This is a genomic window from Rhizobacter sp. P1_G5 (genome assembly GCF_056405435.1).
Genome location: NZ_JBFUCB010000007.1, coordinates 22,010 through 33,548 on the forward strand (window position 1 = coordinate 22,010; position 11,539 = coordinate 33,548).

Annotated in this window: 8 protein-coding genes and 1 pseudogene; 3 read left to right on the forward strand and 6 right to left on the reverse strand. The window is 69.9% G+C overall.

Going from position 1 to position 11,539, the window contains the following annotated elements; translation table 11 throughout:
- Positions 1 to 178 precede the first annotated feature (178 nt).
- A complete protein-coding gene (locus AC1D12_RS01340; RefSeq protein ID WP_477838519.1) occupies positions 179 to 769 on the reverse strand; it encodes a DinB family protein in 591 nt (196 codons plus the stop codon).
- Positions 770 to 788: 19 nt separating this feature from the next.
- A complete protein-coding gene (locus AC1D12_RS01345) occupies positions 789 to 1,661 on the reverse strand; it encodes a M14 family zinc carboxypeptidase (protein WP_477838521.1) in 873 nt (290 codons plus the stop codon).
- Positions 1,662 to 1,760: 99 nt separating this feature from the next.
- On the opposite strand from AC1D12_RS01345, the gene AC1D12_RS01350 reads away from it, so the two are divergent.
- On the forward strand, positions 1,761 to 2,249 hold the full coding sequence (locus AC1D12_RS01350) for a flavin reductase family protein (protein ID WP_477838523.1): 489 nt from the start codon (positions 1,761 to 1,763) through the stop codon (positions 2,247 to 2,249).
- Here AC1D12_RS01350 and AC1D12_RS01355 read toward each other — a convergent pair.
- The 4 genes from AC1D12_RS01355 to AC1D12_RS01370 are packed head-to-tail and all read right to left on the reverse strand — an operon-like array spanning position 2,246 to position 9,746.
- Positions 2,246 to 4,279, reverse strand: a complete 2,034-nt coding sequence (locus AC1D12_RS01355) for an acetoacetate--CoA ligase (RefSeq protein WP_477824641.1) — start codon at positions 4,277 to 4,279, stop codon at positions 2,246 to 2,248. The two genes, AC1D12_RS01350 and AC1D12_RS01355, sit on opposite strands and share 4 nt — an antisense overlap.
- Positions 4,280 to 4,286: 7 nt before the next feature.
- Positions 4,287 to 6,065: an ABC transporter substrate-binding protein gene (locus AC1D12_RS01360; protein ID WP_477824640.1), complete on the reverse strand. Its 1,779-nt coding sequence runs from the start codon at positions 6,063 to 6,065 to the stop codon at positions 4,287 to 4,289.
- A 19-nt stretch (positions 6,066 to 6,084) separates the two neighbouring features.
- On the reverse strand, positions 6,085 to 7,923 hold the full coding sequence (locus AC1D12_RS01365; RefSeq protein ID WP_477824639.1) for an ABC transporter substrate-binding protein: 1,839 nt from the start codon (positions 7,921 to 7,923) through the stop codon (positions 6,085 to 6,087).
- Positions 7,920 to 9,746: an ABC transporter substrate-binding protein gene (locus tag AC1D12_RS01370; protein ID WP_477838525.1), complete on the reverse strand. Its 1,827-nt coding sequence runs from the start codon at positions 9,744 to 9,746 to the stop codon at positions 7,920 to 7,922. Before AC1D12_RS01370 ends, AC1D12_RS01365 begins: the two co-directional genes overlap by 4 nt.
- Positions 9,747 to 10,053: 307 nt before the next feature.
- Here AC1D12_RS01370 and AC1D12_RS01375 point away from each other — a divergent pair, with 307 nt between their 5' ends.
- A complete protein-coding gene (locus tag AC1D12_RS01375; protein WP_047501631.1) occupies positions 10,054 to 10,992 on the forward strand; it encodes an ABC transporter permease in 939 nt (312 codons plus the stop codon).
- Positions 10,989 to 11,539: pseudogene (locus tag AC1D12_RS01380) on the forward strand (ABC transporter permease); the annotation flags it as partial. The gene AC1D12_RS01375 and the pseudogene AC1D12_RS01380, both read left to right, overlap by 4 nt.

Here is an 11,539-nt window from a genome sequence, read left to right on the forward strand (position 1 = left end):
TTTCTGGTGGAAATGTGTCGAGGCCGATAGGCTCCACACGGAGTACTGCTGATCTCCATGCTTGTCGTCGCAACAGGTGGTTTCGATGCTCTTGAGTAACTCCGAAGCCACCTTTGTTGCTGACACAGAACGCATGGGTCACGCAGCACATCCCGTGTGCAGGCAGGCTGCCCGACTCTCAGATCCCCTGCCAGATTCCTGGCTCAGTGACACCCAGCGCACGGAAATCGCCCTCGCGCCGCTCCAGGTCGTTGACGCAGAAGAACTCGTCGAGCTGCGGCGGYGCGACCCGCGTGCCCGACAGCATCGAATGCGCCTGGCCGCGGTGGTGCACCTGGTGCTGGTAGAGGTGGGCCAGCAGGCGGTGCAGCGGCTCGCGGTCGATGCGCTGGGTGCGTGGCACCTCGATCACGCGCTCCAGCAGCGCGCCATCGGCCAGCAGCGCGTGGGCGACGGCGAGCAGGCGCTGGTCCATGCGCTGCTGCGCGGCCACCAGTTCGGCGCAGGTCGCGCACGGCTCCTCGGGGTCGAAGAACGAACCGGGGGCGGGGTGCGGTGGGTCGCCGCGCAGGCTGCGCTCGATCGCGTCGAGGTAGTAGTCGTCGACCGTCAGGTTGTGGTTCAGCGTCGCGCGGATCGACGGGAAGAAGCCGGTGCGCGACGCGCTGAACTCATCCTGCGTCAGTTGCCCGCAGGCCTGCAGCAGCCGGTGGTTGGCCCACGCATTGTTGTGGGCGCTGGCGTAGAGGTGGCGGGCGAGCGAGGTCATGGCGGGAGGTCCGGGCGGTTCAGCGATGTTCCCGCAGCGCGAGCCGTTCGTCCAGCCAGCGCAGCAGGTCGAGCCACATCTGGCGCATCTCGGCGTCGGTCGGCGTGCGGATCGCGCTCGGCAGCTCGATCGTCACCACCGGCACGCCCTTGTGCACGCCGCCGTAGTGGCCGAGCGAGCCGGGGAAGATGCCGACGCGGTCGAGGTAGAGCCGCCCGAGCCGCTGCGGCGGCACGCTCGGGCCGTCGAAATCGAGCACGCCGTACGGCGCGTGCACCGTGACGATCACGTCCGGCTTCCAGCGCTCGATCGTGTCGGTCACGAAACGGGCCTCGGGCTCCGACAGCGCGTTCGGGCCCGGCCAGCGCCGCGGGTCCTTCTTCGTGCGCTTGAGCCAGTAGACCGGCGCGTCGCTGTCCCAGTGCGGCGTCGGGAAGTTGCGGTTCAGGTCGACGCCGTGCGCATTGGTGCGCGTCGGCTTCGGCAGCAGCAGGCCGTCGGGGTTCAGCGCCGGAACGAAGCGCCAGTCCAGGCCGGCGCCGGTGTCGCCGGCCTGGGCGATCCAGTGGAAGACGAGCGCGCTCGACGACAGCTCGTCGCCGTGGATGCCGCCCAGCACCAGCACGCGGCGCGGCGCGGGCGGCGGCGGGTCGTCGGGCAGCAGCAGCGGCTGGGGTGCCGGCACGTCGCGCTGGTAAAGCGCCACGCCCTTCACCGACGCGGCGCCGGACGGCTTCAGCGCGGCACGCTCGCACAGCGCGGTGCCGAGGTTCGGCAGGCGGCGGACCAGCTCGGCGCAGGGCGCCTCGGCCTGCGCCGGCGGCGCGAGCGCCCAGGCCAACATCATGCAGACGCCCTGCAGCGCCCGCCGAATCATCGGGTATCGTGTCATGCTGAACGAGTGTAGGAGCTGCCCGACCCCCTCAAATGAGAGTTGGCGGCGCCTGCCGCCGCCCTCCACAATTCCGGCATGAATGCAATGCTGCGCCCCATGGCACCCAGTTTCTCGGCCCAGGAGTTCCGCGTTGCGCTCGGGATGTTCGCCACCGGCGTCACGATCGTCACCGCGTGCGACCTGCACGGCAACCCGGTCGGCCTGACCGCCAATTCGTTCAATTCGGTGTCGCTGTCGCCGCCGCTGGTGCTGTGGAGCCTGTCGCGGCGCGCCGGATCGATGCCGGCGTTCACGCGCGGCTCGCACTATGCGATCAACATCCTTGCCGCCGACCAGCGCCCGCTGGCCGAGCGCTTCGCCGCGAAAGACGTCGACCGCTTCGCCGGGCTGCGTTTCCGCGAAGGCGTCGGCGGCGCACCGGTGCTCGAAGGCGTGGCCGCGGTGTTCGAGTGCTTCAACCGCAGCCRGTACGAAGAAGGSGACCACGTSATCTTCGTSGGCGAGGTSGAGCGCTGCGAGCGGCGCGAGGGCGCACAACCGCTGATCTATCACGGCGGCCGCTATTTCACCGAGCTGCCTCTCTAACTGGCGTTGCGGCGCCGCGCGAACTCGGCGAACCACGCCACGCTGCCCGCATTCGCCATCGCGTCGAGCTTGAACACCTGCTCGGCCGGCGTGCCCATCAGCAGCTTCTTCACCGGCAGCTCCATCTTCTTGCCCGACAGCGTGCGCGGGATCGCGTCCACCTGGAAGATCTCGTTCGGCACATGTCGCGCCGACAGCGCGCTGCGGATCTCCTGCTTCAGCCGCGCGACCAGCGCCTCGTCGAGCACGCGGCCTTCGCGCAGCACGACGAACAACGGCATCCAGCTCTCGCGCCCCAGGTACTCCAGGTCGACCACCAGGCTGTCGAGCACCTCGGGCAGCGCCTCGACCGCGCGGTACAGCTCGGCCGTGCCCATGCGGATGCCGTGGCGGTTGATCGTCGCGTCGCTGCGGCCGTAGATGATCGCGCCGCCGCGCGGCGTGATGCGCAGCCAGTCGCCGTGGCGCCACACCGCAGGTCTTCCATTCCCTTCGGGGTACATGTCGAAGTAGCTCTCCCGATACCGCTGCCCGTCGGCATCGCCCCAGAAATACAGCGGCATCGACGGCATCGGCCGCGTGCACACCAGCTCGCCGACCTCGTCGACGAGCGCCTGCCCTCGGCCGGTCGCCGGATCGGGCTCGCTCCAGGCCTCGACCGCGGCGCCCAGGCAGCGGCACTGCATCTCGCCTTCGACCACCGGCAGCGTCGGCAGGCCGGCCACGAAGGCGCCGGCGAAATCGGTGCCGCCCGACAGCGAGGTCAGCCACATCGGCCGGTCGGCGACGCGCGGCAGGTGCTGCGCCGCCCAGCGGTACACGTCGGCCGACAGCGGCGAGCCGGTGCTGCCGAGCGCGCGCAGCCGCGCCAGCCCCGGCAGGCGCGCCGGCTCGATGCCGGCCTTCATGCAGCTCGCGAAGAACGCGGCACCGGCACCGAAGAAGGTCGCCTTCGCGTCGGCGACGAAGCGCCACAGCGTGTTCCAGTCGGGCTGCCCGCTGCGCCCCGCCGGGCTGCCGTCGTACAGGCAGATCGTCGTGCCGTTCAGCAGCCCGGCGAGCTGGCAGTTCCACATGATCCAGCCGGTCGCGCTGTACCAGTGGAAGCGGTCGCCGCCCTCGGCGCTCGGGCCCAGGTCGTTGTGCAGGCCCATGAACTTCAGGTGCTCCAGCACGACGCCGCCATGGCCGTGCACGATCGCCTTCGGCAGCCCGGTGGTGCCGCTGGAGTAGACGATCCACAGCGGGTGGTCGAACGGCAGCGGGTCGACCTGCAGCGGCGCGTCGCCGCACAGCAGCGCGTCGAAGTCGTGCCAGCCGGCCGGCAGCGCGTCGCCGAGGTTGCGCCACAGCAGCACGTGCTTCAGCGTCGGCAGCGCCTTCACGAGGTCCTGCAGCAGCGCGAGCCGGTCGTGCGTGTTGCCGCCATGCACATAGCCGTCGCAGCCGACCAGCAGCGTCGGCTCGATCTGCCGGAAGCGGTCGAGCACCGCGACCGGCCCCATGTCGGGCGAGCAGACCGACCACACCGCGCCGAGGCTGGCGGCCGCGAGGAACGCGACCACCGCCTGCGGCGTGTTCGGCATGAAGGCGCAGATGCGGTCGCCGCGCACGATGCCCAGCTGCCGGTAGTGCGCCGCGAGCGAGGCCACCTGGCGGCGCAGCTTCGGCCAGCTCCATTCGAGCAGGCTCGCGCAGTCGCGCAGCCGCTCGTCCTGGAAAACGATCGCCGGATGCCCGGCCGCATGCGCCGCGTCGGCATGGCGGAACACCTGCTGCGCGTAGTTCAGCTGCGCGCCGTCGAACCAGCGCGCGCCCGGCATGCGGTCGTCGGCCAGCACCTGCGTGAACGGCGTCGGCGACTGCAGGCCATAGAACTCCCAGATCGAGCGCCAGAACGCCTCGAGATCGGTGACGGACCAGCGCCACAGCGCGTCGTAGCCTTCGTTGGTGGTCGCATCGAACCGCAGCCCGCGCTCGCGGGCCAGCCAGTCGGTGTAGCGCAGGATCTGGGGTCGCGGTACGGCCATGGTGAACTCACTCAATGCCCAGGTATTGCCAGGTGTCGCGCATGAACGGATGCCTCAGGTGCCCGATCACGCGCCGCTGCAGCACGTCGCTGACGACGGTGTGCACATGCGCCTTGTACGGCATGTACGCCACCAGGATGTTCTTCGCCTCGCGCATCAGCGCCAGCCGCTCGGGCCCGTCGGGCAGCACGTTCTGCCGCTCGAACAGGCGATCGTAGGCCGGCAGCGAGAAGTGCGCATCGTTCGATTCGTTCGCGTTCGGCCCGTAGCCGATGCCGAGGAAGAAGCCGCCGTCCGGCGTGCCCGCCACCCAGCTGAAGCCCCACATCATCAGCTTGCCGGCGCGCCCCATCTTCAGCAGCTCGGGCCAGCTCGCGATGTCGAACGCGATGCGCAGCCCCACCGCCGCCATGCACTTGCGCCACAGCTCGTTGAACTGGCGCTGCCGCTGGTCCGGCCGCGACGCGAGCCGCAGCACCAGCGGGCGGCCGTCGGGCGCCTCGCGCCAGCCGTCGCCGTCGCGGTCGACGTAGCCGTACAGGTCGAGCAGCGCGGCCGCGCGCGCGACGCTCGTTTCGCTCATCGTGCTGCGGTAGTCGTCTTCATAGCCCGAGGTGAACGGCGCGACCACCGACTGCGCCGGGATGCCCTGGCCGTGGCGCAGGTCCTCGAGATCCTGCCGGTTGTCATAGGCCAGGCAGATCGCGCGGCGCAGCGCGACCTTGTCCGGCGCATTGCCGCCGACCACCGGGTCGTCCATGTTGAAGTAGGTCAGCGCCATGTCGGCCAGCGCACTGCGTTGCAGCCGCACGCCCTGGCGCGCGAGGTGCGGCGCGATGCGGTTGCCGGGCGCCGCGATCGGCGTGAACTCCACCGGCAGCTCCAGCACGTCGAGCGCGCCGTTGACGAAGGCGAGCCAGCGCGGCTGCGCCTCGACGATCACGCTGACCTCGATGCGCCCGGCCACCGGCAGGCGCCGGCCGGCCAGCTGGCGCGCGATCTCCTGCGCGGGCGCATCGCCGGGTGCCGGCTCGGCCTCGAAGTGCAGCTCGCGAAAGCGCGGGTTGCGCACGAGCTCGATGCGCGAGCCGCGGCGCCAGGCCGCGAGCATGAACGGGCCGGTGCCCACCGGGTGCGCGGCGATTTCGGCGCCGTAGTGCTCGACCACCTCGCGCGCGACCGCGCCGACCAGCGCGCCCTGCGTGAACCAGTGGTGGAAGCGCGGGTTCGGCTCGGCCAGGCGGATGCGCAAGGTGTAGCGGTCGAGCGCGCGGATGCCTTCCACCTCGCGGTCGTAGTCGAACGGCTTGCCGCTGCGGCGCGCCTGCGCGCGCAGCTCGCTCAGGTCGCGCAGCTTCGCGTTCTCGAACACGTAGATGTTCTCGCAGTTCAGGCGCGGGTCGTAGAAGCGCTTGACGCTGTAGACGTAGTCCTGCGCGACCAGCTCGCGCGGCGTGCCGCCGAAGGCCGGGTCGTCGGCGAAGAAGATGCCGGGGCGGATGCGGAAGGTGAAGGTCTTGAAGTTGTCGCTGATCTCGGGCAGCGCGACGGCGGTGTTCGGGCGCAGCTTGACCGGGCGCGCGAGGTAGTCGTAGGTGAGCGGCGGCTCGAAGATCGCGCTCGCCACCTGCGCGGAGTTGACGTCGGAGATCTGGCACGGATCGAAGCCGGTCTCGGCCACGCTGAAGGCCAGGCGCAGCGTCTTGTCGGCCGCGTCGGCGCGGCGCGGCGCACCGCACGACAACGCCGCCGAGGCGGCAAGCCAGGTGCGGCGCGTCAGCGTCATGCCTGCAGCGCCGCGCCGTTCAGCGGGCGCCCCGCAGGCTGTCGTCGATGTCGAGGTACTGCCAGAAGCGGCTGACGAAGAACGGCCTGCGGTACCCGATCACCCATGGCTGCGTCAGGTCGGTCACGATGCGGTGCACGTTGTACTTGTGCGGCGCCAGCGCCGTCGCGATGCGGTTCGCCTCGTCGAGCAGCGCCAGCCGCTCCGGGCCGTCGCCGATGCTCTGCATGCGCTCGTAGATCTCGTCGAAGCGCGCGTTCTTGAAGCGCCCGAGATTCTGCCCGCCGGAGGCCGGGCCGTACAGCAGCTGCATCGCGTCCTGCACGTCGGGTGTCGATGCGGTGTAGCCGAGCTGCCAGACCATCAGCTGGCCGGCACGCGCCGCCTTCAGGTTCTCCGGCCACTGGGCCGGCTTGATCTCGATGCGCACGCCGATCGCATCCATGTTCTTCTTCCACAGCTCGTCGAACTGGCGCGACAGGCTGTCCGGCGAGGTGGCGTACTGGATCACGAGCGGGCTGCCGTCGGGCATCTCGCGCCAGCCGTCGCCGTTGCGGTCGACGTACCCGTACATGTCGAGCAGCGCCTTCGCGCGCGGCACGTTGTAGTCGCTGTTCTCGGTCTTGTAGTTCGGGTCGTAGCCGAAGGTGGCGGGCGCCACCATGCTCTGCGCCGGGATCGCCTGGCCGCGGCGCACGCCGGCGATCTCGCGCGGCACGTCGGTGGCCAGCCGGATCGCGCGGCGCAGCGCGACCTTCTCGGGCGTGTAGCCGCCGACGACCGGGTCTTCCATGTTGAAGTAGTACAGCGTGCGGTCGGGGTTGACGACGCGCTGCATCCGGATGCCGCGCTTGGCCAGGTTCGGCGCCAGCTTGCCGTTCGGCGCCGCCTGGTTCGCGAACTCCAGCGGCACCGAGATCAGGTCGATCTCGCGGTTCAGGAAGGCCAGCCAGCGCGGCTGGCTCTCCTCGATGATCGACAACTCGACACGGTCGATCATCGGCAGCCGCCGGCCCTTGAAGCGCTGCAGCAGCGCCTGGCCCTCGGCGTCGTCGGCATTCGGCTCGGCGTCGTAGAAGGCCTCGTGGTAGCCGGGGTTGCGCTCCAGCACGATCTGCGAGCTGCGCCGCCATGACGCGAGCCGGAACGGCCCGGTGCCCACCGGGTGCGCGGAGATCTCGCTGCCGTAGTGCTCCACCACCTCGCGCGCGACCGCGCCGTACAGGCTGCTGTCGGCCAGCGTGTAGAGCAGGCGCGGGCGCGGGCTCTTCAGCTTGACCTGCAGCGTGTAGCGGTCGAGCGCGCGCAGGCCTTCGACCGGCTTGTCGTAGTCGAACGGCGTCTTCTTCGCGATCGCCTGCTGGCGCAGTTCGTCCAGGCCGACGAAGCCCTGGTCGTTCATGTCGGAGTAGGCCGGGCTCGCGTTGGCGGGGTCGAAGAAGCGCTTGATCGCATACGCGAAATCCTGCGCCACCAGCTCGCGCCGCTGGCCCTTGAAGGCCGGGTCGTCCTGGAAGTAGACGCCCGGGCGGATGCGGAAGGTGTAGGTGCGGAAATCCTCCGACACCTCGGGCATCGCGGCCGCCGCCTCGGGCCGCACCTTGAACGGGCGGGCCAGGTAGTCGTAGCGGACCAGCGCCTCGAACAGGTGCGTGGTCACGTAGCGCGAGTACAGGTCGCTGATCTTCACCGGATCGAACCCGGTCTCGGCGGCCACGAAGGCCCAGCGAAAGGTCTTCGCGAACGGCGCGCCGGTGGGCGGCGCCGAAGCGGCCTGCGGTTGTGCGGCGGCGTGGCCGGCGGTGGCGGCCACGGCCGCCAGCGCGGCAGCGGCGATCAGGAGGAGGCGTCGGATCATGGGGCAGTGCGCGCTTGCTCGAGCGCGGTGTCGATGTCGAGGAATTTCCAGAACTCGCGGATGAACGGGTTGCGGCGGTAGCCCAGCACCCAGGGGTGCATCAGGTCGGTGGCGATGCGGTGCGCGCTGATCTTGTACGGCAGGTAGGCCACCATCAGCTTGCTCGCCTCGCGCAGCACCGCCTCGCGCTCGGGGCCGTCGGGCATGCGGCCCTGCTTCTCGAACAGCGCGTTGAAGGCCGGCAGGTCGAAGCGCGAGTGGTTGGCGCCGCCCTTGTTCGGGCCGTACGCGAGCGCGAGGAAGGTGTCGGCATCCGGCGTCGTCGCGCTCCAGGCCACGCCCCACATCATCAGCTTGCCGGCGCGCGAGGCCTTCAGGTTCTCCGGCCACTTCGCGGTCCTGAAGACCATGCGGATGTTGACCGCGCGCATGCTCTTGTCCCACAGCTCGACGAGCTGGCGGCTCAGCTGGTCGGGCTGGGTCGAGTATTCGATCAGCAGCGGGCTGCCGTCGGGCAGGTCGCGCCAGCCGTCGCCGTCGCGGTCGACATACCCGTAGGTGTCGAGCAGCGCGCGCGCCCGGTCGGGGTCGTAGTCGCTCATCTCGGTCTTGACCGTCGGGTCGTAGCCGTACACGGCGGGGGCGATCGCGGTCTGCGCCGGAATCGCCTGGTTCTTGCGCGCGATCTGCAGCTCGGCCGGCGTGTTGTAGGCCAGCGAGATCGCACGCCGCAGCGCCACCTTCTCGGGCGTGTAGCCGCCGACCACCGGGTTTTCGTGGTTGAAGAAGCCGGCGATCACCGCATCGACCAGCGGCGCCTGGTCCATCTGGATGCCCTGCTTCGCGAGGTTGGGCGCAAGGCGGTTGCGCGGGATCGCGATGCCCGAGAACTCGGCCGGCAGCCGGTCGAGGAAATCGCTCTGGCGGTTCAGGAAACTCAGCCAGCGCGGCTGCGTCTCCTCGATGATCGAGATCTCGACGCGGTCGAGCATCGGGATGCGCTTGCCCTTCATCGCGCGGGCGATGGCCTGCGAGCGCGGGTCGTCGGCGGGCGCCTCCTCGTCGTAGCGCAGCTCGCGGAAGCCGGGGTTGCGCTCCAGCACGATCAGCGAGCTGCGGCGCCAGTCGGCGAGCCGGAACGGGCCGGTGCCCACCGGGTGCGCCATGATCGCCGTGCCGTAGAACTCGACCACCTCGCGCGCCATCGCGCCGAACGCGCCGGCGTCGGTCATGATCTGCTGGTGGAAGCGCGGCGACGGCTCGGCCAGCTTGACCTGGAAGGTGTAGCGGTCGAGCGCGCGCAGGCCGTCGACCTCGCGGTCGTACGGGAACGGCTGCTTCGAAGCGATCACCTGCTGTCGCAGCTCCGACAGCCCGAGCAGCTTCGCGTTCTCGAGCAGGTACAGGTTGGGGCTCTTCCACTGCGGGTCGTAGTGGCGCTTCAGCGTGTAGACGTAGTCCTGCGCGACCAGTTCGCGGCGCCGGCCCTTGAAGGCGGGGTCGTCCTGGAAGTACGTGCCCGGCTTCAGGCGGAACGTGAAGGTCTTGAAGTCGTCGCTGATCTCCGGCAGCGCCGCCGCGGTGTTCGGCTTCATGCGGACCGGCCGCGCGAGGTAGTCGAAGGTCAGCGGGGTCTCGAAGATGCCGGCGGTGACGGTGCGCGAATAGAGATCGCTCAGCTGCACCGGGTCGAAGCCGGTCTCGGCGACCGGGAAGGCATAGCGAAGCACCTTGGGCGCTGGGGCCGCCGGCTGCGCGGGTGCCGCGGCCGAGGCGAGGAAGGCAAGCAAGGCGAGCAGCCAGGCTGCGCCGCGTCGGATCATGGTCACGAACTCCTGGTGGGAGGGCACGCCGCCGGCGCTCGTGGCGCGGCGGCATGCCGAAGGCGCGAAGTCTAGGGCCTGCCCGGGGCCGCTGGCCTCCGGGCTTGCCCCGGCCTGCACGCGGGGAACTTCCGATCGGCATGCAAGTTGCGTGCGCTGCGAAGTTCCTGAGGGCAAACGCGGGGAAGGGGGCTTCGGACCGGGCCTTAGACTCGCGCCTGCCCAGATTCCGGCATGTGCCGCCTCCCGACCCGGGCCGGCGGGGCGGGCCGGTCCTCTTTTCTCGACCCGAGACGCTCACGACGATATGGCGGCCTACCTGATACGGCGCCTGTGGCAAATGATCCCGACCTTGATCGGGGTGGTGCTGCTGGTGTTCTTCCTCTTCAAGTACTTCGGTGGCGACCCCGCCGAAATCCTCGGCGGCCTGAACGCCACCCCGCAGCAGGTGGATGCGATCCGCGAGCAGCTCGGGCTGAACAAGCCGGTGTGGCAGCAGCTGCTGATCTACTTCCGCAGCATCGTGACGCTGGACTGGGGCCACAGCTGGGCCACGCAGGAAGCCGTCAGCAACATCTTCGCGACCCGCGCACCGGCCACGCTGACGGTGATGCTGCCGATCCTCGCGCTCGACACGCTGCTCGCGCTGCCGATCGCGATGTGGGTGGCCTACCGGCGTGGCTCGCTGGCCGACCGCAGCATCATGGTGATCTCCACCATCGCGCTGTCGGTCTCGTTCCTGGTCTACATCATCGTCGGCCAGTACGTGTTCGGCTTCCAGCTCGGCTGGTTCCCGGTGCAGGGCTGGAGCGACAGCACCTGGACCAACCTCGTGACTTACGTGCCGCTGCCGGTGCTGCTGGCGCTGCTGGTGGGCCTCGCGCCGCAGACGCGGCTGTACCGCACCTTCTTCCTCGACGAGCTCGGCCACGACTACGTGCGCACCGCGCGCGCCAAGGGCATGACCGAGCGCACGGTGCTGTTCAAGCACGTGCTGCGCAACGCGATGATCCCGATCGTGACCAACATCGCACTGGCGCTGCCGGGCGTGTTCGTCGGCTCGTTCCTGATCGAGGTGTTCTTCTCGATCCCGGGCCTGGGCCGCGAGATCATCCTCGCGGTGAACCGCAGCGACTACCCGGTGATCCAGGCCGTCACCGTCTACCTGGCGATGCTGACGATGCTGGTGAACCTGGGCGCGGACATCCTCTACAAGCTGATCGATCCCCGGGTGGTCCTCAAATGAGCGCGGTGCTTTCTCCTGCAGGGCTGCCTGCACGGCAATCGATGGGCGTCTGGCAGGCCGCCTGGAAGCGGCTGCGGGCGGACCGTGTCGGCATGGTGTCGATGGTGGTGGTGGCGGCGTTCGCGCTGCTGGTGCTGCTGGGGTCGGTCGGGCTGCTGGCGCGCGGCTGGCAGAAGGAAGTGGGCGTGCCGAATGCGCCGCCGACCTTCATGGGGCCGGCGGCCGCGGTGGAGCAGAGCGCGATCCCGGTGCCGAAGGGGCCGAACGTCGATCTCTCGGCGGTCGACCCGCTGGCGCCGCGCTACAAGGAGTGGGACGAGCGCGCCGCGAAGTTCAAGACCGAGGACAGCGTCAAGCGCGAGACGCTGCCGTTCGGCGGCGACCGCATCGGGCGCGACGTGCTGACCAAGGCGCTGAAGGGCACGCAGACCTCGGTGTTCGTCGGCCTGCTGGCGGCCATCGTGGCCAGCGTGATCGGCACGCTGCTGGGCGCGCTGGCGGGCTTCTTCGGCGGCAGGATGGGCGACTTCCTCGAGTGGCTGTACAG

Coding starts and splice junctions, on each gene's coding strand:
- AC1D12_RS01360 (WP_477824640.1), bottom strand. CDS start 6,065: ATGACGCTGACGCGCCGCACCTGGCTTGCCGCCTCGGCGGCGTTGTCG.
- AC1D12_RS01365 (WP_477824639.1), bottom strand. CDS start 7,923: ATGATCCGACGCCTCCTCCTGATCGCCGCTGCCGCGCTGGCGGCCGTG.
- AC1D12_RS01370 (WP_477838525.1), bottom strand. CDS start 9,746: ATGATCCGACGCGGCGCAGCCTGGCTGCTCGCCTTGCTTGCCTTCCTC.
- AC1D12_RS01375 (WP_047501631.1), top strand. CDS start 10,054: ATGGCGGCCTACCTGATACGGCGCCTGTGGCAAATGATCCCGACCTTG.
- AC1D12_RS01355 (WP_477824641.1), bottom strand. CDS start 4,279: ATGGCCGTACCGCGACCCCAGATCCTGCGCTACACCGACTGGCTGGCC.
- AC1D12_RS01345 (WP_477838521.1), bottom strand. CDS start 1,661: ATGACACGATACCCGATGATTCGGCGGGCGCTGCAGGGCGTCTGCATG.